General features: G+C 57.9%; 23 protein-coding genes. 16 read left to right on the forward strand and 7 right to left on the reverse strand.

The genetic code is table 11. From position 1 onward, the window contains the following. The first annotated feature begins 6 nt into the window (after positions 1-6). The 16 genes from rsgA to I6N98_RS00480 all read left to right on the forward strand — a co-directional run bounded on the left by rsgA (position 7) and on the right by I6N98_RS00480 (position 16,453). Complete coding sequence (rsgA, locus tag I6N98_RS00410) at positions 7-1,062, forward strand: ribosome small subunit-dependent GTPase A (RefSeq protein WP_198569873.1); 1,056 nt, start codon at positions 7-9, stop codon at positions 1,060-1,062. Between the two features lie 89 nt (positions 1,063-1,151). Then, positions 1,152-1,595, forward strand: coding sequence for a hypothetical protein (locus tag I6N98_RS00415; RefSeq protein WP_198569874.1), 444 nt, complete (start codon positions 1,152-1,154; stop codon positions 1,593-1,595). A gap of 74 nt (positions 1,596-1,669) precedes the next feature. Next, on the forward strand, positions 1,670-1,948 hold the full coding sequence (locus I6N98_RS00420) for a hypothetical protein (protein WP_198569875.1): 279 nt from the start codon (positions 1,670-1,672) through the stop codon (positions 1,946-1,948). A 68-nt stretch (positions 1,949-2,016) separates the two neighbouring features. Continuing rightward, entirely contained in the window at positions 2,017-2,850 is an 834-nt protein-coding gene (locus I6N98_RS00425) for a ferric reductase-like transmembrane domain-containing protein (RefSeq protein ID WP_232787413.1), read from the forward strand. Then, positions 2,808-3,158: a ferric reductase-like transmembrane domain-containing protein gene (locus tag I6N98_RS18505; RefSeq protein WP_232787414.1), complete on the forward strand. Its 351-nt coding sequence runs from the start codon at positions 2,808-2,810 to the stop codon at positions 3,156-3,158. The genes I6N98_RS00425 and I6N98_RS18505 overlap by 43 nt, the downstream gene beginning before the upstream one ends. A gap of 36 nt (positions 3,159-3,194) precedes the next feature. Further along, positions 3,195-3,863, forward strand: coding sequence for a DUF6920 family protein (locus I6N98_RS00430; RefSeq protein WP_198569876.1), 669 nt, complete (start codon positions 3,195-3,197; stop codon positions 3,861-3,863). Between the two features lie 323 nt (positions 3,864-4,186). Then, on the forward strand, positions 4,187-4,732 hold the full coding sequence (locus I6N98_RS00435) for a hypothetical protein (RefSeq protein ID WP_198569877.1): 546 nt from the start codon (positions 4,187-4,189) through the stop codon (positions 4,730-4,732). A 642-nt stretch (positions 4,733-5,374) separates the two neighbouring features. Beyond that, positions 5,375-5,674: an IS66 family insertion sequence element accessory protein TnpA gene (gene tnpA / locus I6N98_RS00440; protein WP_198569507.1), complete on the forward strand. Its 300-nt coding sequence runs from the start codon at positions 5,375-5,377 to the stop codon at positions 5,672-5,674. Continuing rightward, on the forward strand, positions 5,674-6,030 hold the full coding sequence (gene tnpB / locus I6N98_RS00445; RefSeq protein WP_232787526.1) for an IS66 family insertion sequence element accessory protein TnpB: 357 nt from the start codon (positions 5,674-5,676) through the stop codon (positions 6,028-6,030). The genes tnpA and tnpB overlap by 1 nt, the downstream gene beginning before the upstream one ends. 25 nt (positions 6,031-6,055) lie before the next feature. Continuing rightward, positions 6,056-7,606 (forward strand): IS66 family transposase, encoded by a 1,551-nt coding sequence (gene tnpC, locus I6N98_RS00450; protein WP_198569505.1) that lies wholly within the window; start codon positions 6,056-6,058, stop codon positions 7,604-7,606. Continuing rightward, a complete protein-coding gene (locus I6N98_RS00455) occupies positions 7,603-7,926 on the forward strand; it encodes a hypothetical protein (RefSeq protein ID WP_232787388.1) in 324 nt (107 codons plus the stop codon). The genes tnpC and I6N98_RS00455 overlap by 4 nt, the downstream gene beginning before the upstream one ends. A 464-nt stretch (positions 7,927-8,390) precedes the next feature. Continuing rightward, on the forward strand, positions 8,391-8,597 hold the full coding sequence (locus I6N98_RS00460; RefSeq protein ID WP_198569878.1) for a hypothetical protein: 207 nt from the start codon (positions 8,391-8,393) through the stop codon (positions 8,595-8,597). 217 nt (positions 8,598-8,814) lie between these two features. After that, on the forward strand, positions 8,815-9,756 hold the full coding sequence (locus I6N98_RS00465) for an RsmB/NOP family class I SAM-dependent RNA methyltransferase (RefSeq protein WP_198569879.1): 942 nt from the start codon (positions 8,815-8,817) through the stop codon (positions 9,754-9,756). A gap of 67 nt (positions 9,757-9,823) precedes the next feature. After that, complete coding sequence (locus I6N98_RS00470) at positions 9,824-12,511, forward strand: PD-(D/E)XK nuclease family protein (protein WP_198569880.1); 2,688 nt, start codon at positions 9,824-9,826, stop codon at positions 12,509-12,511. Beyond that, complete coding sequence (locus I6N98_RS00475) at positions 12,508-15,840, forward strand: UvrD-helicase domain-containing protein (protein ID WP_198569881.1); 3,333 nt, start codon at positions 12,508-12,510, stop codon at positions 15,838-15,840. Before I6N98_RS00470 ends, I6N98_RS00475 begins: the two co-directional genes overlap by 4 nt. A gap of 22 nt (positions 15,841-15,862) precedes the next feature. Continuing rightward, on the forward strand, positions 15,863-16,453 hold the full coding sequence (locus tag I6N98_RS00480) for a hypothetical protein (RefSeq protein ID WP_198569882.1): 591 nt from the start codon (positions 15,863-15,865) through the stop codon (positions 16,451-16,453). A gap of 61 nt (positions 16,454-16,514) precedes the next feature. Here the strand turns inward: I6N98_RS00480 and I6N98_RS00485 are convergent, their stop codons facing one another. From I6N98_RS00485 to gshA, 7 genes are all read right to left on the reverse strand, one after another. Further along, positions 16,515-16,658: a DUF3096 domain-containing protein gene (locus I6N98_RS00485; RefSeq protein ID WP_198569883.1), complete on the reverse strand. Its 144-nt coding sequence runs from the start codon at positions 16,656-16,658 to the stop codon at positions 16,515-16,517. Between the two features lie 9 nt (positions 16,659-16,667). Then, positions 16,668-16,916: a GlsB/YeaQ/YmgE family stress response membrane protein gene (locus I6N98_RS00490; protein ID WP_198569884.1), complete on the reverse strand. Its 249-nt coding sequence runs from the start codon at positions 16,914-16,916 to the stop codon at positions 16,668-16,670. 113 nt (positions 16,917-17,029) lie between these two features. Then, entirely contained in the window at positions 17,030-17,728 is a 699-nt protein-coding gene (locus I6N98_RS00495) for an LrgB family protein (RefSeq protein ID WP_198569885.1), read from the reverse strand. Next, positions 17,721-18,089, reverse strand: coding sequence for a CidA/LrgA family protein (locus tag I6N98_RS00500; RefSeq protein ID WP_198569886.1), 369 nt, complete (start codon positions 18,087-18,089; stop codon positions 17,721-17,723). The genes I6N98_RS00495 and I6N98_RS00500 overlap by 8 nt, the downstream gene beginning before the upstream one ends. Continuing rightward, a complete protein-coding gene (locus tag I6N98_RS00505) occupies positions 18,089-18,589 on the reverse strand; it encodes a disulfide bond formation protein B (RefSeq protein WP_198569887.1) in 501 nt (166 codons plus the stop codon). Before I6N98_RS00505 ends, I6N98_RS00500 begins: the two co-directional genes overlap by 1 nt. A gap of 98 nt (positions 18,590-18,687) precedes the next feature. Beyond that, complete coding sequence (locus tag I6N98_RS00510; protein ID WP_198569888.1) at positions 18,688-19,296, reverse strand: acyl carrier protein phosphodiesterase; 609 nt, start codon at positions 19,294-19,296, stop codon at positions 18,688-18,690. Between the two features lie 12 nt (positions 19,297-19,308). Then, a complete protein-coding gene (gene gshA / locus I6N98_RS00515) occupies positions 19,309-20,874 on the reverse strand; it encodes a glutamate--cysteine ligase (protein ID WP_198569889.1) in 1,566 nt (521 codons plus the stop codon). Positions 20,875-20,880 lie beyond the last annotated feature (6 nt).

The following is a 20,880-nucleotide window of genomic DNA, read 5'->3' on the forward strand; positions in this document are numbered from 1 at the left end:
AGAACCGTGAGTTACACTTTAAGAGAGTTGGGCCTTGTCCCCTTCTTTATCCAACAACTGAGCGATGCCGATCTGTTACAGACTCGACTCGGTCGGGTTATGGCTGTTCAGCGCTCCAAGCTGACCGTGGCCTGTGACGCCGCTGAGCATCTGGTGGAGCTATCGGCTGCGTTGCGAGAGTCACCGGCGGCTGAGCGCCCCACCGTGGGCGACTGGGTGGTGCTGGATGCCTCGCTGTCGCTGATTGAGCAGGTGTTGGAGCGCAAGAGTTTCTTTAAACGTGTGGCGGCGGGCACGGCGGGGGAGATTCAGGCCATCGCCGCCAATATCGATATCCTGTTTATCGTGTCGTCGTGTAACGAGGAGTTTAAAGAGTCGCGGTTAGAGCGCTATCTGGCGTTGTGCGCCGAGGCCGGTGCCATGCCGGTGATTATCCTCACCAAGGCCGATCTGGCGGAAGACGCCGATGCCTTCGTGGCTCGGGCCCGTCGCACCCAGGCGGGTGTTCCGGTGGAGGTCGTCAACGCCCTCGATCCGGCCGCGTTGGATGGCCTTCGCTCCTGGATCGACGATCACACCACCGTGGCCTTGGTAGGTTCCTCGGGGGTAGGTAAATCCACTTTGCTCAATTCCCTGTCCGGCGGTGCGGTGGCCGCGACCGGCGCAATTCGTGAGCAGGATACCAAGGGCCGCCACACTACCACCCATAGAGAACTGCATGTGCTGCCCACCGGCGGCCTGCTGATCGACGTGCCGGGAATGCGGGAACTGAAAGTGGCAGAGCTGGAACAGTCACTGGCCACCGTTTTTGAGGATATCGAAGAGCTGGCTGAGCACTGTCGCTTTGCCGATTGCCAGCACGAGTCGGAACCCGGCTGCGCGGTGTGGCAGGCCATAGATGATGACCGGCTCGATGAACGTCGGCTGGAGAACTACCGCAAGCTAGTGCGTGAAAACGCGATGAATAGCGCCACCCTGGCGGAGCGCCGTGCCCAGGAGCGGGGCTTTGCCAAGATGGTGAAGGGCGCCAAGCGCTTCAAGCAGGATCATTTTGAGGGCTAACCTGGCCTTCACTGGGGGAGGTGTCTCCCCGGCTCTGTTCTGCGACACTAGCCGAGTGTTCAATAGCCGATCTTGCTTGTGAGAATGCTATGGTCTCCGAAGCTGAAAAGGGAATCCGGGAAGTTGCTATCTTTAAGCGTTTTGCCGAAGTGGCGCAGTTGCCCTACGAGTCGGTGGACAAGCAGTCCCCGGATGAAGGCAAGCCCGATCTGCGCTGTGTGATCAATGGTGAGGTGGTTTACTTCGAGCTGACCGAGGCCTGTTCTGAGGATGTTGCCAAGGCCATCGCCAACCCAGGCAACATCGATGACCCCGCGGTGATCCGCATGAAAGACTACACCTCAGAGACTTACAAAAAGAAAATCCAAAAAACCTATGCCGTGAGCGAGCCCATTGAACTACTAATCTATAACGTGGGCCGCACCCTCCTTCCCGACGATGTGTTGGTGGACAACATCCGCGACATCTCCCGCTACGACAAAGGCCCTTTCCGCAAGGTGTGGTATTTTGGAGAGCATATCAGCGAGTTGTAATCGAACGGAAAGAACCAGGCGTTTTGAGAATTTTACTTCTGTAGTCTGAGGCTGGTTCGACAAGGAGGCCGCCAGTGAGAGTTAGACATTACGCCGCTAAAACTATTCAGATTGGCTTTGCTCTCGAATGGGAATCTATCCTGACCGAACTGTTCATTACGTTTCTGCTGGGCGCCTTTGCCTTTATGGGTTATGTCGCCAAAATACCTTTACTGTTCTTTCCCTGCGCCTTGGGTGCTTTCGTCTGTTTAGTGTTAACGGTGCACAGAGCCGTCATGGCGGTAAAAGACCAGTTGGATGCGGCGAGAAAGCTTAAGGCAGAACAAGAAAACTCCCAGGATGGCGGAATATAATCACACTACGTAAACGTTCTTGTCCGTAGCGACAGCACTCTCCGAACCGCCAATGAGGTATGCCCACTGTGAAACCCATCAAGCTGGCGTTGTGGTTATTGTTGGCTGCGCTGACCGGGGTGTGGCTACTCGCGGATACCTTCCTACCAAGCCCTCTTAGCTATTTTTCCTTCCGGGAAGTCTTCGTTCAGTACACCGGTGTAATGGCCATAGCGGTGATGAGTGTGGCGATGCTGCTGGCGGTGCGGCCAGTATGGATGGAAAGGCCATTACATGGTCTGGACAAGATGTACCGCCTGCACAAGTGGCTGGGTATTTCCGCATTGGTGTTTGCGGTGCTGCACTGGTGGTGGGCATTGGGCACCAAGTGGATGGTGGGCTGGGGCTGGCTGGATCGGCCTCAGCGTCGGACTCGGGGCGCCGAGGTGTTGTCCGACCTGGAGCACTGGTTGCGGAGTCAGCGCGGGTTGGCGGAATTGCTGGGGGAATGGACCTTCTACGCCGCCGCCGTGCTGCTTATCCTAGCCTTGATTAAGTGGTTCCCCTATCGCTGGTTTAAGCAAACCCATAAGTGGTTGGCGGTGGCCTATCTGCTGTTGGTTTATCACAGCGTGGTGCTGCTTGAGTTCGACTACTGGAGCCAAGCCATTGCGTGGGTCGTGACAATTTTAATGGCGGCTGGATCGGTGTCGGCACTGTTGGTGTTGTTGGGTCGGGTAGGACGCCGGCGCCAGGTTAAGGGTGTGATTCGCTCGCTGTGCCGCTACCCCGGTGTGCATGTGATCGAGGGTTGTATCGAGCTGGAGAAAGGGTGGCCCGGCCACCGCCCCGGTCAGTTCGCCTTCCCCGCCAGATATGGGTGGGCGCCGGTATTGGCATTACCCCCTTTATCGCCAAGATGAAGCACCTGGCCCAACATCGCGGACAGCAGCAGATCGACCTCTTCCACACCACTACCGACTTTGATCAGGGCGCCATTGATAAGTTGTGTGCCGATGCTGCCGCCGCCAATATCAACCTACACCTTACTGTCACTACCCGGGATGGCCACCTGACGCCAGCGCAGATTCGGGAAGCGGTGCCCCAGTGGCGGGAAGGCAGCGTGTGGTTCTGTGGGCCGGCGGGCTTTGGTGAAGAGCTGAAGCGAGATTTTGTGAAGCAAGGTTTGCCCGCCGCGCGTTTTCATCAGGAATTGTTTGCGATGCGTTAGCCACAGAGGCATAACGCAATAACAGGAATCACCAACGTGACTAAACCGACCCTTCCGCCGTTAATTGCCCGTTTTATTGAAAAAAGTGGTGCGGACTCAACAATCAGCACAATAAGGCTTCAGCAGCAGGGCCAAATACGTATGGGCCCGGACAAACCCTGGCTGCCCTTTAGCGCCGAGCAACATATTAGTGCCAAAGCCGTGGAGTTTGAGTGGCGGGCCCGCGTTAAACAGGCACCGCTCTTTTGGATAAAGGTGGTGGATGCCTATCAAGGCGGTCACGGTAAGTTAGCCGCCTCTATATGGGGTGTTATCCCTGTTGCCAAGGCCCGGGGACCCGAGCTTGATCGCGGTGAGATCCAGCGCTATTTGGCCGAACTACCTTGGTGCCCTTCGGCATTGATGAGTAATCCCAGTTTACAGTTTGTCGAGCGCAACGACGACACCGTCCGGGTTTGGGTCGGGGATAAAGACACCTACGTGGATTTGATCTTTGACGAGCACGGCGATCTGGTCAGCACCTACAGCGACACCCGGGTGAGGGACGGCGTAGGCTGCCAACCCTGGCGAGGCCGGTTTACGGACTACCAAGAGATCGGCGGCTTGCGGGTGCCCCGCCGAGCCAACGTGATGTGGCAAACCCCGGACGGGCCCTTTGAATACTGGCGGGGAGAAATAAGCAAACTCACCGTCGTCAATGCCTAACACAAACATATCCCCACAACCGTGAGGTCAAAGACTAGCCTCCAGGGTCAATGAAAGCATGTGAACAGGGGACGCATTCCCACTAATACATAAGCCGCTCCCTTAACTTATTGAAATTTATAGGCAGAGGGATATGATCAGGGGAAAGGGAAGTTTGGCAGAAATAAAGGGAATTGGTCTTCGTTTGTTCCGCTCTGGTAATAGAAAATCCGCTATCTCATTGAATCCCCTCTTATTTTTAAGCCGGCATTTAACGTTAGCCTGTGATAAAGGGGCCAAAGAGATATATGGCCCTGGTCGTTATAATTAGCTGTTAGGTTTCTATGAGAGAGTTCAGTTTTCCCAAAGCAATCACGCTCCGCCTAAATTTGGATCGCGATGATAAAGCCAGGGGGTTTCCTTCTGCGGCGGCCGAAGATATTCCCATTATCGAGAAGAACCGATCTGAAATACTTGGCGCAATGATTACGATCGAAGATCGTATTATTGAGGCCATGAGTAAGTATTTGTTCAAAGAGTGTCAAGAAAGGCGGAATTTCTTTATAAATGAGATTATTGGAACCTCGGACTTTAGTTTTGCTTTTAAAAGAAAAGCCTTCACGAGAATGCTTGAAAAATTTGACCTTCTCGACTCTGGCAGTATTAAAGAGCTGAAGTCGAATCTGAATAAGCTAATGCAATGGAGAAATGCATTCGCTCACGGTCAGGTGATTCACGACCACCATGATGGGTATATTCTGAAATACTATAGTGGTGGCCATCAAGAACTGGTTTTAAATGATGATTTCTTTGAAGAGGCCGAAGAAACCTTTAGAAGCTGTCTCTATGTTTGCAATGGAATCATCCAATCCCGTGAAGCCGAAACCTAACAAGCGCAAGCAGGCAGGGACAAATTTTCCGCTGGAATTTGCCCCTGTTGCGGGCGTTACATTTCTTGGCACGTCAAATGAATAGGGGAGCAATATGCCAGCTAATATCATCCCGGTTTGGTATATATTTATTATCGGATTTTTACTCATTCAAGTACTCGTTTATCCGATTTATGCTAAAGCAAGTGAGCGGACAAAGATAAGTGTGTTCCTATACATGTTTAACCTCGTGAACAGGCAAAAACTATTAACCGATCTAGAGCGGAGAACTGCAAACAAACGTATAGTTTCAGTGTCTTTAGGTATTATTGTGTTGTCCTTGGTCGTAACTGTGGCAATTGAATCATGAGCGTAATTCAAAATGTAACAAGTTTAGGCAACATCGCCCCTTCGGGGCTGGACCTCCTTTCAGTCGGCCGTTGATAAAGGCTTTATGCATCAAATTAGACACATACGATGGCTTGCCGCTTTTCTGATCGTACTCTACTCCGGGTGTGCTGCATCAAAATTTCATGATGTCAGCACCGACCCCCAGTTCAACGGTTACATAGGGCAGGTTTATTGTAAGCGCTCAATAAACCCCATCTAAATTTTCTGCCGCGACTTGGCTACGCTCCGGATTTTCCTGACCTGGAGCATCCTATGAGCACTGAACCTACCTCATCCAAAGAGCAATTCTGGCAAGCGCACTTCATCGCCTGGGAAGCCAGCGGCCTGTCTCAGATCGAGTATTGCAAACAGCATGACCTCAAGCCGTCGAACTTCGCCTACTGGCGCACACGGGCTAATAAAAAGCGCCGGAAGTTCATGCCACTGTCGCCCCCGGTGACAAGCGATCGCTTGGTGCTCGGTTTACCCCATGGCATACGCCTCGAGTTGCCCGCTCACGCACTGGCCGAATTGCTGCCAACCGTGCTCCGGGCGTTGCGGGAGTCAGCGTGATGCTTCGCCCGTCGCCGAGCGTTCAGGTCTATTTGTACCTGGAGCCCGTAGACATGCGCAAGTCCATTGATGGGCTGGCCCTGCTCGTTGAGAGTGAACTGGCGCTCTCCCCGATGTCAGAAGCGCTGTTCGTCTTCTGCAATCGGGGACGAGACAAGATCAAAATGCTGTACTGGGAGCGCAATGGCTTTGTGCTCTGGTACAAGCGCCTTGAGAAGCAGCGTTTCCGCTGGCCACGGGAATCAGCCTTCTTGTATGAGCAGCGCGATGGCCGCGATTTGAATTATCTGCTCGACGGCTTTGATATCTGGGCCCAGCGGCCCCATCAAACCCTGCATTTTGACTCGGTATCCTGAGCTCCCTCCAGTATAATAGGGCGCTATGACAGCGCCTTCTCCACAGTCCCTGCCTGACGATATCGATGCACTGAAGACTCTGCTTCTGAAGAAGGAGCAGCGCATCCACCTGCTTGAAGAACAGATTCGCTTGTTCAAGCAAAAGCGCTTTGGGTCGAGCAGTGAGAAGAGCGACCAGCAGGCTGAGTTATTTAACGAGGCCGAGTTGATCGACATGATGGAGTCGGCGTCGGAAGCCGAAGCGCTTGAGTCGGCAGCGCCAGCTCAGCGAGAAGCGGCTCCCCGTAAAGCCAAGCCCGGCCGCAAGCCGCTTCCGGCAGACCTGCCCCGCATTCGCATTGAACATGACCTGCCCGACGCCGACAAAGTCTGCACCTGTGGTTGTGTGCGTGACTGTATTGGCGAAGACACCAGCGAACAGCTGGACATCATTCCGGCCAAGGTTCAGGTACTGGTGAACGTTCGTAAAAAGTATGCCTGCAAACAGTGCGAAGGCAACGTCAGTACTGCACCACTGCCGCCGCAGCCGATTCCCAAGAGCAAGGCCAGCCCGGGCTTGCTGGCCCACATCGCTGTTGCCAAATACCAGGATGCACTGCCGCTGTACCGGCAGGAGGGTATTCTCGGGCGCAGCGATATCGATCTCCCCCGCCATACCTTAGCGCTGTGGATGGTCAAGGCGGGCCAGTTGGCACAGCCGCTGATCAATCTGTTGCAGGATCACTTGTTAAGCTATCCGGTACTGCGGTGCGATGAAACCACCGTGCAGGTGTTGAAGGAGCCGGGTAAGGAGGCTCAGAGCCACTCCTATATGTGGGTGCGGGTCGGCGGGCCGCCCACGCAAACCACTAAACTTTACCATTATGCTGACAGTCGCCGGGGAGAGGTGGCCCAGCAGCTGTTGATGGGCTACCAGGGCTATGTGCAGACCGATGACTATGCGGGGTACAACGGGGCCTGCGCCCAAGCGGGTATTACCCAGCTGGGCTGTTGGGCACATGCCCGCCGCAAGTTTGTGGAAGCGCAGAAGGCCGTCGGCAAGCAGAAGAAGGCAGGTAAGGTCGATATGGCGGTGAGCATGATCGCCAAGCTCTACGCGATCGAGAAGCGGGCAGAGACCCTGTCGCCGGAAGCGCGCTACACCCTGCGTCAGCAGGAGAGCGTTCCCCAGCTCCAAGCCATCCGCGTCTGGCTGGACAAAACCCTGCATACTACTCTGCCCAAAGGATTACTGGGCAAGGCTCTGAGCTATCTGGAGAAGAACTGGAGCAAACTGACCGTCTACACGCAGGACGGTCGGCTCGGCATAGACAATAATCCGGCAGAGAACGCGATCCGCCCCTTCGTGGTGGGGCGCAAGAACTGGCTGTTCAGCGCCTCGACCTCGGGCGCCACCGCCAGTGCGAACCTGTACAGTCTGATTGAAACGGCCAAGGCGAATGGCCTGGAACCCTTTGCTTACCTGAAGCGGGTGTTTACTGAATTGCCCCGAGCACAAGGCCTTGAAGACATCGAAGCGTTACTGCCATGGCAGATGCCTACAAAGGCTCCCGAGGTAGTGAAGGTGGCCTCATGAAACGGGTGATGAAAATCGACATCGATCATCTCGATGCCGACGAACTGATGGCGTTGAACCAGCGTATTGTTGAGCGCCTGAAGATGCTGGAATCGATGCACGCACACCAGTCGATGATGCAGTTCCACCCCGGCGCTCGGGTCAGCTTCAGCTCCCCGCAGGGCGACCGGGTCCTCGCGACCATTATGAAATTCAATCGCAAGACGGTAACCGTGGTGACGGACAGCGGGCAGCGCTGGAATGTCTCACCGCACCTGCTCTCGGCGGTCAAGGATGCCACGCCGTCGTCCGTGATCGATGGGCGATTAGAAAACGACTGAACGCAACGGTGGGGTTTGTTGAGCGCTTACGGTTTATTCGGCTCTAAAACCAATTTATCTGCATGGCGTAAATCTCCCGCCGGGCTACGGCGATGAAATTTATACATATTTTGTGTATCCAGTCGCGACTACTGGCCCCGAGTATGTATACCGAAAAGAACTCCCAGCCGGCACGAAATTCGAAATTGTTTCTGTCGAAGAATGTACAAATTGCGTATTCGGTAAATACCAGAAACTTGTGATTAAAATTTATGGTTTGTCGCTAGATAAAAAAGTGAGCATCCCAATTCATCAACTAGAAAATATGCAGCTCGCGCTGGTAAATGATGCATAACAATACGCTGCAAAGGACGTTTGACCCGTCGCCGATTTCTTGGCTTTCAGCCAAAAAACGTCGCCGCCTCAAACGCCTCTGATCTTAGGCATTATGTGTCTTAAGCAATTTCAAGGAGTATAAGTACGGAGTGGAAAAAGAAAAACTTCAATCAATACTTATCTTGGTTTTCTCGGTAATCTTTGCTCTTACTGTATATATCTTTAGAGCTGATGTGCCAACAACTTGGTATCTGTCAGCAGAAGCACTTATGGCCGCAGCGGCAGCAGCAGCTTTGCACTCAATACTTTCATTTTTTGGTGTAATAGGTTTATGGGGCAGCAAGAAGAAAAAATAACAATACGGTCAATGGCGCCTGCGCGCTGGACAACTTTAAGCGTGGGGAATTCCCCCCCCCAAGGAGTACAGGCCTATCTCAATCCGATGGATTTCCCCGGGTAACATAGTCAGTGGAGCTTGCTGGCCTGATCGGTTGAATCCCCCACTCAAATTGGTCAACACCCATTTTTCCCATAAAATAAGCAGCCCGAACAATTTATGGGCCAAGCTTTGCCATGCTCCCCGATGATTTCCTCGACCGCTTCCATCAACTCTGCCCTGACGCCCAAAAAGACACTGCCCTCGCCTCCTTTGCCGAACCCAAGTCGGTCAGTTTTCGGGTCAACCAGTTGCAGGCTGAGCCGGAGCCGGTGGTGGCGGCCTTGGTCGATCAGGGCGTGGACCCGGAGCCGGTGGTGTGGGCCCAGGACCAGGATATTGCCGCCTTTACCTGCGGGCCGGAGCAGCGCGAAGCCCTGACCCACTCTGCCGAGGCGGAGTCCGGGGATATTTACATCCAGAGCCTGTCCAGCATGTTGGCGCCGGCGCTGCTGACCCCGGCGTCTGACGACTGGGTGCTGGACCTGGCGGCGGCCCCCGGCGGCAAAACCATTTTGCTGGCGGAGATGATGGGCAATCAGGGGCAGATTAGCGCGGTCGAGCCGGTCCGTAATCGCTTCTTTCGCCTTAAGTCCAACCTGGAGCGCTGCGGGGTGGATAACACCCGGGTGTATATGAAGGATGGCCGCGCGGTGGGCCGGCTTAAACCGGAGAGCTTTGATCGGGTGTTGCTGGACGCGCCTTGCTCCTCAGAGAGTCGCTTTCGCGCCGATGATCCCGGCAGCACCTTTCACTGGAATCTGCGCAAGGTAAAGGAATGCGCCCGCAAGCAACAGCGCTTGATCCTCAGCGCCTTTGATGCCCTCAAGCCCGGCGGCACGCTGTGCTACTGCACCTGTTCCTACTCGCCAGAGGAAAACGAGCAGGTGGTCAGCCACCTACTGAAAAAACGCGACGCCGCCCTCCTCCCCACCGAGCTACCCATCGACAACTGCTCGCCAGGGATCACCCAGTGGCAGGATAAGTCCCTGCCTGAGGAATTAGCCCATACCCGCCGGGTGTGGCCTACCGCCGATATGGATGGCTTTTATCTGGCATTGATTGCCAAAGCGGCCTGATTCCCACCCCGCCCTGCCGTATCATGGTGGGCCAACGCACCGCCTAACAAGCTGATAAGGATAATCCGTGCTGGAACTGGACGATCTACTTTCCCTCGATGGCCACAGTGTCGTGCTGATGCCCAGCGATGCCAGCGCCCGACAGCTGCGGGATGAGATCGCCCGGGCCCGCTCCGCCACTGAGGGCGATCAGGCCTTTTTGGAAACCCTCAGTGTGATGCCGCCAGAGCAGTGGTTGGCGGAGCTGTGGGATAGTCAGTTTGCCGACCGTCAGGTGCTGCGGCCGGTGCAGTTGCTGGCTCTGGCTCAGGCGGTGATTGAGGACAGCGACGCCCTGCCCGACGACTGTTTAAACAGCACCGCCATTAGTCGCCAGTTTGTGGATGCCTTTCAGCGCCACGCCGATTATCTACTCAGCGACGACCGCCAGCACTATTTGTTTTCCCGGGAGTACCAGGCCTTTTACCAGTGGCGTGAGGTACTGCAGGCCAAACTCGATGCCGACGCCGCCCTGGCCAGTAGTCAGTTGCCATCGGCATTGCTGGCGCGCCGGCAAGCCGGCGCTACCCTGCCCCTGCCCGATCATCTGTTGATTGGCGAACACCTGCGGCTGACGCCGGCTCAGCGGCGGTTTGTGGATGCATGCAGCGAGGCAATGACGGTGCAGGACTTCCGCCCGCCCCAAAATCAGCTGCCTCGCCGCTATCGCTTTTCAACTGATCAGATCCAGCAGGAATGCCGGGGCCTGGCGGCCTGGCTGCGCCAGCGCCTACCCGCCGAGCTGGATGTTCCGCCGCCGCAAATCGGCATTGTCGTGCCCGATGTGAACCGCTACAGGGCTACCCTGGATGCGGCGCTGCGGCGGGACTTTTATCCCCCCAGCGCGCTGCCCTGGCACGACGGTGTGGAACCCCGAGAACCCTGGGTATGGGAGGGTCAGGAGACCCTGCTGGGCTACCCGCTGATCCGCGCCGCCTGGGACATAATCGGTATTGGCCCCCGGCCTTTGCCCTACGAGCAATTGAGCCGAGTACTGCGCTCCCGCTTTGTGAGCGGCTGGCCGGAGCAGCGCTACACCAGGGCGGAAATAGACCTAAACCTGCGCAAATACGCCACACCGGAGCTAACTTTAACCGGATTTTTGGCGCAAATACCACAAAAATGGCGAAATGAGACAGAAGCTCTGGCACCCCTCTCCGCCGTTTCATCGGCGCTGTCGCAAGCGCCATCCCGGCAGTTGCCCTCGGAATGGGTGCGCTTTTTTGATGGCTTGCTGGTGACCGCCGGCTGGCCCAATGCCGCCGATGACGATCCGGTGGTGATGCAGTGCCGCAAGAGCTTCAGCCAGGCCATGGATGTGTTCCGCGCTCTGGATCGCCAACTGGGTCCGGTGGACCACAGTACCGCCACCCGCTGGTTGCAGCACATTATCTCCGGCAAACGCTTTGCCATCGCCCGGGATTGGCACTGCCCCATCCGCATTTTGGGCTACGACGAGGCGGTGGGACTGCATTTTGATCATTTGTGGTTACTGGGTTTGGACGACCGCGCCCTGCCCCGCCCGGCTCAACCTTCGCCCTTTTTGCCGCTGGCTTTGCAGCGTCAGGCCGGTATTGTCGACAGTGAGCCCCGGCTGCAATTGGCCTGGGACCGGGAGCTGCTCAATGCCCTGTTGGGGAGTGCCGGCGAAGTCGTGGCCAGTCACTGTCGGGAGGATGAAAACGGCGGCCCCCTCTCCCCTTGTTCACTATTGAACAATATCGAATTGATGCCACTGGATAATATTGACGCGGCAGAACCGGCCTATCGCATCAAGGCAGAGCTGCCGCTGCCGAATAACGATGCTGTGCGGGCCATCCCCCCCGAGCGGCGCTCCCGTATTCGCGGCGGCACCGGCCTGTTTAAAGAATACGCTCAGAGCCCCTTCTTCGCTTTTGCCAAGTACCGTCTGGCTCTGGGTGAATTTGAGATGCCGGCAGAGGGCCTGGATCACCGCAGCCAGGGCCAATTACTCCATGACAGCTTGCAAAAAGTATGGACAGAACTGAAAGACAAAGACCATCTCGACGCCCTCAACGATGGCCAGGTAGAGGCTTTGGTAGGCAGGGCTGTTGAGGCGGCGATTGCCAAGTCCACCATTCCCAAGGCGCGACTCAATAACGCCGTTATTAAAATGGAAGCGGCTCGCTTGGTGGCGGTCATTACCCAATGGCTGATTCAGCGAGAGAAGCAGCGCACCGAGCCGTTTGCTGTGGTTGAAACCGAGGTGCCCCGCGAGGGTGTGCTGATGGGCATTCCCCTGCGGCTGCGCTTGGACCGGGTGGATCAGATCGGCGACAAGCGTTTGTTGATTGATTACAAGTCCGGCGCGGTGGATAACAAAAGCTGGAATGTGGATGACCTGAGCGAACCACAGCTGCCGATCTATGCGGTGATGGAAGCAGAGCAGGGCAGAGCGGTGGACGGCATAATGTTGGCCCAGCTTAAATCTGCAGATGAATTAAAAATCGTTATGCGCAGCAACTGGGTCAATAGCGTGGTCAAGAAGCGCGCCGCCGGCAATGATGTGGATAGCGCTGAGAAATGGCAGGGAGATTTGCAATCCTGGTCAACGGCCCTGCAATCCATGGCCGAAGGCATTCTGGGAGGCGATATCGCCCACGATTTTAATCGCAATCACCACCGAGGATTTGGCGCCTATTTATTACCGTTAGTCAGAGAAAGTGATTTGCAGGATGGGGAGGGCGAGGCATGAGCGATTTTCCCCGACCCCCGGATCAAGATCACCGTCAGCAGGCGATCGACCCTGGCCAGTCAGTGTTGCTCAGCGCCCCGGCGGGCTCGGGTAAAACCGGTGTACTCTTACTCCGCTATTTGAATTGTCTGCTCACTGTGGCGCGTCCGGAGCAGGTGGTGGCCATCACCTTTACCAATAAAGCGGCGGGGGAGATCAAGGAGCGGGTGATCGCGGCGCTGCGTTCCACCGAGCGGGGTGGAGCGCCGGAAAACGGTTTTGAGGCCGATATCCAGCAGTTGGTTACCCAGGTACTCCAGCGCGACGCGGAACTGGGCTGGCAGCTCAAGGACAATACCGCGCGCTTGCGGATCACCACCTTTGACAGTTTCTGCGGATCACTGGTGCGACGGTTGCCGATATTGTCCGGATTGGGAGGCGCCACGCCGGATACCGATACCGACGCCCTCTATAACCAGGCTATTGCCAATTTATTCCGCAGCCTGGCTGATGAGTCCTGCCCGGCGCCCTTGGCCCAGGCGCTGGAAAATCTGCTGGCCTATGGCAGCAATCGCCTGGATTCCCTCAGGCCGCTGCTGGTGAATCTACTGGCCAAGCGCGATCAGTGGATCAGCGGTATTTTACAAGGCGATATCGACGCTATGGAGCAGGCCCTGGCCGAGGAAGTGGAGGCCCGTTTTACACCTGCCTGGAAGAGTGTTCGCCAATTCCGAATTCAAGAGCTAATCAGCGCCTTTGTTGAGTCGTCAGGCGTTAACGAAAAGCACGCCTGGGCGGCGGCGTTTGTGGACGAGTTGGGCGACACTCTCAGACCAGAGGATATGGGCCGGATTCAGCAGCTCGCCCGGGCGATCCTCAATAATGACGGCGCGCTCTATAAACCCGGTTCTGTGCGCTATGCCGGTTTTACCAAGGGGCAGCCCGGCACCGACCTGGCCAAAGCCTGGCTGGCAGATATAGAGGAGCAGGGCGCCAGCGATGCAGTTGCCGAGGCACTGTGTGTGATCCGCGAGCTGCCACCACCGTTTTTACCAGAGTTTAGCCGCCAGCGGGTGGAGGACTTCCGCATTGCTCTGCGTTATTTGCTGGCCCATTTGCGACTGGTCTTTGAGCAGGCCGGCAGCATGGATTTTGCCGAGATCGCCCAGCGTGCCATTACTGCGGTGAGCCAAGAGGGCGGGGAGGTCAGTGATGCGCTACTGGACGAGGACCGCATCCAGCATATTCTGGTGGATGAGATGCAGGATACCTCGGTCAGTCAGATCGATTTACTGCGCCACCTGACCCGGGAGTGGCAGCCCGACGATGGCCGCAGTGTGTTTTTCTGCGGCGATTTGCAGCAGTCGATCTATGCCTTTCGGGGCAGCCTGGTGTCGCTGTTTGATCGGCTCTCCCAGCGCAGCGAGTTTGCCAACCGGCCCTTGCAGCAACTGCAGTTGACCGCCAACTTCCGTTCCTCGCCGGATCTGGTGCAGTGGATCAATGGCGCCTTCCGCACTTTATTTGCCGACAAAGGCCGCCACTACACCGCCGCTCAGCCCCAGCGTACCAACCCCGGTGCTGTGACTGTTCACCCGCTGGTGCAAGGGGCGGGCATCAAAGCTGAAGGTCGCGCCGCCCAGCGGGAAGCCGATGAAGTGGTGGAGATTATCCGCGAGGTGCAGCGGGACAAGGCCGATGCCAGCATTGCTATTCTCGTGCGCACCCGCAGTCACCTGAGCCGGATTGTGCCGGCGCTAAAGGCGGCAGGTATCGCCTTTTCTGGCCAGGATATCGACCGTCTGGCCGAGACCCCGGCGGTGTTGGACTTTACCGGCCTACTGCGGGCGCTATGGCACGAGGCCGACAATGTCGCCTGGGCGCGACTGCTGCGGGCGCCCTTTGTTGGCCTGAGTTGGGACGATCTGTGCCGGCTGCGGGAAGAGGGCGCGCCACTGCTGCGCCAGGCTGTGTTGGAACCCGGTGCTCACAGCTTGAGTCCGGAAGGGGAGACGGCAACAGCCAGGTTGCGGGAGGTGATTCAGTGGGTGGAGGCTCAGCCCCAAAGCCGGGACCTGCGCTGGGCCCTGTCCACGGCCTGGCACCTGCTGGGTGGTCCGGCCTGCGTCAACGAGGCCGAGCGCCGGGATATCGACCGGGTGATGAGCCTGCTGGATCGCTACGCCCCCGCCGGCTTGCTGGAAGACATCGAAGGTCTGGAGCGGGCCATCGATAGCCTCTACGCCACGCCGCCGGCCAACCCGGTGGAACTGATGACGGTGCACCGTTCCAAGGGACTGGAGTTCGACGTGGTGATTGTGCCGGGACTGGGGCGCCGGGGTCGCAATCAAGAAAGCCCCTTGCTGGCCTGGTATGCCGCCGGAACGGCTCAGGGCACTGAAACCCTGTTTGCTCCCAAGCCGCGCCATGCCACCGCCGATGACGAACAGCTCTACAGCTTTATCGACGGTTTGCAGCGCCGGGCCGCCACCGAGGAGACGGATCGTCTAATCTATGTGGCCTTGACCCGGGCCAAGTCACAGTTGCACCTGTTTGGTCTGGCCCGGATCGATAGCCGCGGCGATGTCAGCGCCGAAAAGGGCGCCTTTCTTCATCACTTGTGGCCGGTGTTGGCGGAGGAGTTTGAGCGCGCCGAGGTGCTGGAGGAGGCCGATACTCCCCTGCCCAATCGGGTGCCGATTGCGCCGCGCATGACCGCCATGAGACGGCTTGTGGCGCCCCATTATCAACCCTCAGCACTGGCACCCACCGCCCTGCAAAACGCCCAGCGCTTTGCCGAAAATGCGGTGCTGGAGGACAACATTGAGCAGCGGGCGGTGGGCATTGTCTTTCACGAATTGATGCAGGGCCTAGGCCAGGGAACGTTAAATATTGGCGACTCTGTAGATAGTGAGCACTTACGTTTTGCCATTGAACAGCGCCTGCGCCACCACTGTCACCCGGAGCCGGGCCTGGCGGCCAGCCTCGATCATTTGGTCGAGCTGCTGGACAATACCCGCCGCTGCAAAACCGGCCAGTGGATACTGAGCAGCTATGGCTGGCAGGCCAGCGAACAGACCTTGCGCCGCCGTATCGGTGGTCAGTGGCAGACGCTGATACTGGATCGGGTGTTTGTGGATGAGGCCGGTGACACGCCCCGGTGTTGGATTGTCGATTACAAGACTGCCCGGGCCCGGGGTAAGCAAGAGGTGTTTTTTGCCGAGCAGATCGCCCGTTATCGAGAAAAAATGCATCTTTACCGGGAGGCTCTGGCGGCAACTGGGGTAGAATACCCGATCACTGCGGCGCTGTACTTCCCCGCTCACCAGCACCTGCAGATACTCGAATAACGCGGTTGGACACAAAGACTGAATGAACGCTCGATTAGCACTCCTGTTGGCGGCGCTTTGCACGGCTGCCTGCGCACCACTGATTCCCCAACCCAGCCAAACCGGGGAGTCGGGCTTGAGCTCCTCCAAGCTCACTGAGGAATCACTGGCACTGGGCTCCCTGGACGAGGAGCTGAGCTTGGATATACCCACCGCCGAGGCGCGCAAAACCCTGCTTGGCAAGTGGTACGGCATTACCCGCACCGCCGACGGCGGCCGCAAAGAGTGGCTGGTGAATCGGGCGGTGGATGGCACTTATCGCATTGACTTTCGCGTTACTGATGCGAAAGGGCAGGTCAGTGCTCAGTCCGAGGTGGGTTTCTGGGGTGTGTCCGGGGGAGTCTACTTCCGCATTTTTCGCGGCTGGGTGATGCTGGACGGCATGAAGACCGCTGACCCCACCGACCCGGGCCACTACGACAGCTACGAGGTGGTTAGCCTGACTGGCGAGAGCTTTCAGTATCGCCACATCGACAACAACACCCTCTACACCGTCAAAAAAATGCCTGCGGATTTCACCTTGCTGGTACCGCTGGATGCCAAGCGGGAGCAGACCCTGAAGTTTGAGTTTTAACCGCGATTAGAGCGTGAGTGCGGGTGAGCGAGGGCTCACCCGGATGATGGCTTGCTTAAGATTAAATACTGATACCAAAGATCTGAATGCAGCCCACCGCAATCAGGTAGGCGGCAACGATATAGTTCAGCAGCTTGGGTTTGATCAGAATGGCGACGCCGGCCACCACTGACAGCACCGGTGTTAATTCAAGATACAGAGTCACGACGTCTCCTTACTTCTTCATCTGGCGATACAGCGCCAACAGACCGATGGCGCCCAATACCGCCAACACCATACTGCCCAGATTAAAACCGCTGATGCCGCCAAAGCCCAGCAGCGTGCCGACAAAGCCGCCCACAAAGGCGCCGGCGATACCGATACCCATGGTGACCAAAAAGCCGCCCGGATCCTTGCCCGGCATAATCCACTTGGCCAGCGCACCGGCAATCAGACCAAAGACAATCCAGCTTAGAATTCCCATCCAGTATTCCCCTTCTTGTTTTGTTGGCGTATTTAGCTCAATAGCGTTGAGCTAAAAGCGTCGTGCCTGTGTAGTTGTAGCACGAAATTGTGACCGCTGCCGAAGCAACAAATTCAGCCAATAAACCAGTCGGCGGCAATAGGCACAAAAAAAGCGGTGAAGGCACCGGTGAGACAGAGGCCAAGGCTGGAGAAGGCGCCGGCCACCGGGCTGCGCTCAAAGGCACGGGAAGTGCCGATGGCGTGGGCGGACAGCCCCAGGCAGAAGCCCCACAGCCGGTCGTCATCGATGCCCAGGCGTTTGAACAGCCATTCCACGGTGGTGATGCCGGCGATGCCGGTGAGGATCACCGAGGCCACTGCGATGGTGGCCAGGCCGCCCAGCCCTTCAGTCACGGTGATGGCGATGGGGGTGGTGACGGATTTGGTGGTCAGCGACAGCAGGGTTTGCTCGTTGGCGCCAAACAGCCAGGCCATGACCAGCGCCGAGGCGCAGGCAAAGCTGCCACCCAACAACACGGTGGTTAGCAGCGGTGCGGCCATGGCCCGCAGCAGATGTAATTGCCGATAGAGAGGCACCGCCAGAGCGACGGTGACCGGCCCCAGCAAAAAGGTCAGCCAGTGCACGTCTTGGTAGTAGCTGCCGTAGTCCTGACCCAAGGCCAACAACACCCCGGCGACCAGCACCGCACCGCCGATGGTGGGGTGGAGAATGGCCAGCCGACCGCTGCGTTGATAGAGCTTAAGGCTGAGCTGAAAGGCCAGCAGGGTCATGGTGACCGCAAACAAGGGGCTGTGGAGCAGCTCAGTCATGCTGCGACTCCGCGCCGTGTTTGTCCCGCTTTTTGGTCAGTGTCTTTAACAGCAGGCCGCTAAAAATCAGGCTGAATACCGTGCCCAGAGTGACGGCGGCGAGAAAGCCCGGCCACTGGTCGGCAAAACCGGCGCCGAGAAAAAACACCCCGGCGGCGGGGGCCATAAACAGCAATGGCATCATGTCGATCAAACGCTGACTGCCGGTTTCCAGGTGCTCGGGCACCTCGCCCCGCAGGCACAGAAAGCCGAACAGCAAGAACATACCGATCACCGGCCCGGGCAGGGGTAGGCCCAGCAGGCGCTGCAGGGCTTCTCCCAACAGCTGAAAGCCCAACAGGGTCAGCAGGCCGGTAAGCATTAGTCGGCCTTGGGCGTTATCAGCATGTTGAACAGTGCCAGCAGCCCCAGGGCGCAGAACCAGATCAGCGACCAGGTGGGCATGCTCAGGCCCCAGAAGGTCCACACCACTTCGGCGCAATTGCCGTCCCCCATCATCAGCGTGCGAAAGGCTTCGGCAAAGGGCAGGTTGTCAAACATGTACTCCAGGCTGGGGCCACAGGCGGGCACCTGATCGGGGGGCAGACCCTGCAGCCACACCTGGCGGTAGGCCACCGCGCCACCGCCAATGCAGCTCAGCAGCATCAGACCATTGGCCACATAGCGCCCCAGATGCACCGGGTTGAAGATCAGCCCCATCAGCGCAAAAAAACCGGCCAGGGCAAAAAATGCGCGCTGGGTGATACACAGCGGGCAGGGGTGAAGGCCGTCGACATGTTGAGCGTACAGGGCGTAGCCCAGCAGCCCGGCACAAGACAGCAGCACAAACAGGTAGATCCAACGGGGATTGATTGCGGGCATGGGCGTTCTCTTGTTGAGGTCTGGTTATCTGGCGCTGTGTGCAGGCAGCGGATTGCGGCATACAGTAAGGAATTGGACACCGCCAGACAAGGTTTTGATCAAGCGGCGCTAAATTCCTCACTGAGCTGGTCGATCAATGCCGGGTACAGCTGAGCAAAGCCCTCGCGCACAGTGGGCAGTGCTCTGGCCAGGGTCGGCCCGGCCTCGGCCAGCGGCGTGGGGCGGCGAAAGCGCTGATCAATGCGCTCCAGCATCGCTTCTATCTGGGGCCAGTGGTCCATCCCTGTCAGCACGTCGTAGCGGGCCAGATAGTAAATCTGCCGCGCCGCTGTTGCAGGGTAGTCGCTTTTGCCAGGCAGCAGCTGGTGGTAGCAGTGCTGACTGAAGTCCGCCAAGGGCTGGGCTTCGTGTTGCGGCCAATCCAGGCTCAGGCAGTGGTCAAAACACACATCCAGCATGATGCCGGCAAAGCGGCGGTAGTGGTCGGGCAGGGCGGTGGTCAACGCCGCTACGGTGGGGTGGTGATCGGTGAGGGCGTCGATGCGCCGGTGCAGTCGAATGCCCACCTCCCAGCCCTCGGGGTAGTGGCCCTTCAATGGCCCTTTAACGGCATCCCCCAACAGGGCGCCGATCAGCAGATCGGATTCGTGTAGGCCAGTGTTGTGGGCAACCCGGCGGGCCAGATGAAAATGGGCCAGGTAGTTCACCGCCGGCCCCGCCTACAAGTCGTCGTACTGTTTGTAAAAACGGGCCAGGTAATCATCGAAGGTGCCGGTGGACTGGGCTTCGGCCTCCCTAAGCTCGACCAGGGACTGCTCCCGCATTGACGCAAATCGCTGATTTTCGGCGGCGTCCAGTGGCCGCTGGCGCAGCTGCTCGGCATGTTGTTGGGACTGGTCCATGGCAAAGGCGAAGAAGGATTGCTGGTCCCGCTTCATGGCGGAGAGTATCTGCGCCGAGGGCGTCAGTGCCGGGTCGCGGACTTTGTCGCGCTGGGCGTTGCAGGCAGCGCGATAGTCGTGGCCGCCGTGGGCGGCATCCAGCTGTTCGGCAACGGCACTAATGCCGTCCAGTAGTCTGTCGGCCCACTGGCTCAGGGTTAAGGAATCGCCATTGTGGCGCAGGGTCAGCCCCGGCTCACGGCCCCGGTTGACCACATCCAGCAGATTGTCGATCACCGCCAGGTTGTCGGCGTCGTCGCACTCCGGGCTGTCTTCGATCAGGCAGTAGAGCAGGAAGCTGTCCAAAAAACGGATCTGCTGGGCGTCGATGCCCATGGGCAGCAGCGGGTTGACGTCCAGGCAGCGCACTTCAATGTATTCCACGCCGCCGCGGCGCAGAGCGCCCAGAGGGATCTCGCCGGACGCGGTAACCCGTTTGGGACGAATGGGGCTGTAGAACTCGTTTTCGATTTGCAGCAGCCCGGTGGACAACTGCTCGTCGGCGGGGAAGCGCTCGTAATCCGGGTGGGAGGTGGTAATCGCGCCCCGCAGGGTTTCGATGTAGTTATCCAGCCGGTTGTAGCAGATATTGAGGTTTTTCTGGGCGTCGCTTTGGTAGCCCAGATCGCCCATCCGCAGCGAGGTGGCGTAGGGCAGATACAGTGTGTGGGAATCGAAGTCTTCCAGGCTGTGGGGCCGGCCGTTGAGGAAGCAACGGGATACCGCCGGCGCCGCGCCAAACAGGTAGACCAGCAGCCAGCACCAGCGGCGGAAGTTGCGGATCAGGCTGAAGTAGCGCTCGGTCACATAGTCCTGTTGTGAGTGGCCGTTGCCTTCAAAGTCGTGCAGGGCTTGCCACAGCGCCGGTGGCAGTGAGAAGTTGTAGTGAATGCCGGCGATAGTCTGCATTTTGCGACCGTAGCGGTGGCCCAGTCCCAGCCGGTAGCGGGTCTTCATGGTGGCGGGATGGCTGCTGCCGTATTGAGCGACGGGGATCTCGTCGTCCTGTTCGCTGAGACGACAGGGCATGCTGGCGTTCCACAGGGATTCGCCCTGAAGTTCGGCGTAGGCGAAACGGTGGATGGCCTCCAGCTCTCCCAGGGTGGCGCCGATGGAGGTGCTAACCGGGGTGATAAATTCCAGCAACGCCTCGGAAAAGTCGGTGGTGATCGACGGGTGGCTCATGGGGGAGCCAAAGGCGGCGGGGTGGGGCGTTTGTGCCAGTATGCCCTCGCCGTCCATGCGCAGGCTCTCTTTTTCGATGCCCCGGCACAGCCGGGTCAGTAATGCCTGTTGTGGTGCCTCGCCCAAAAAGGCCAGTCGTTGATCAAGCTTGCTCGACAATGTGTT

This window comes from Spongiibacter nanhainus (assembly GCF_016132545.1).
GTDB classification, from domain to species: domain Bacteria; phylum Pseudomonadota; class Gammaproteobacteria; order Pseudomonadales; family Spongiibacteraceae; genus Spongiibacter; species Spongiibacter nanhainus.

Bases quoted from the DNA above. Each gene is read 5' to 3' on its own strand.
- I6N98_RS00505 (WP_198569887.1), bottom strand. From the start codon at position 18,589: ATGCCCGCAATCAATCCCCGTTGGATCTACCTGTTTGTGCTGCTGTCT.
- I6N98_RS00435 (WP_198569877.1), top strand. From the start codon at position 4,187: ATGAGAGAGTTCAGTTTTCCCAAAGCAATCACGCTCCGCCTAAATTTG.
- I6N98_RS00475 (WP_198569881.1), top strand. From the start codon at position 12,508: ATGAGCGATTTTCCCCGACCCCCGGATCAAGATCACCGTCAGCAGGCG.
- I6N98_RS00495 (WP_198569885.1), bottom strand. From the start codon at position 17,728: ATGACTGAGCTGCTCCACAGCCCCTTGTTTGCGGTCACCATGACCCTG.
- I6N98_RS00455 (WP_232787388.1), top strand. From the start codon at position 7,603: ATGAAACGGGTGATGAAAATCGACATCGATCATCTCGATGCCGACGAA.
- I6N98_RS00465 (WP_198569879.1), top strand. From the start codon at position 8,815: ATGCTCCCCGATGATTTCCTCGACCGCTTCCATCAACTCTGCCCTGAC.
- I6N98_RS00500 (WP_198569886.1), bottom strand. From the start codon at position 18,089: ATGCTTACCGGCCTGCTGACCCTGTTGGGCTTTCAGCTGTTGGGAGAA.
- tnpB (WP_232787526.1), top strand. From the start codon at position 5,674: ATGCTTCGCCCGTCGCCGAGCGTTCAGGTCTATTTGTACCTGGAGCCC.
- I6N98_RS00415 (WP_198569874.1), top strand. From the start codon at position 1,152: ATGGTCTCCGAAGCTGAAAAGGGAATCCGGGAAGTTGCTATCTTTAAG.
- tnpA (WP_198569507.1), top strand. From the start codon at position 5,375: ATGAGCACTGAACCTACCTCATCCAAAGAGCAATTCTGGCAAGCGCAC.
- tnpC (WP_198569505.1), top strand. From the start codon at position 6,056: ATGACAGCGCCTTCTCCACAGTCCCTGCCTGACGATATCGATGCACTG.
- I6N98_RS00490 (WP_198569884.1), bottom strand. From the start codon at position 16,916: ATGGGAATTCTAAGCTGGATTGTCTTTGGTCTGATTGCCGGTGCGCTG.
- I6N98_RS00480 (WP_198569882.1), top strand. From the start codon at position 15,863: ATGAACGCTCGATTAGCACTCCTGTTGGCGGCGCTTTGCACGGCTGCC.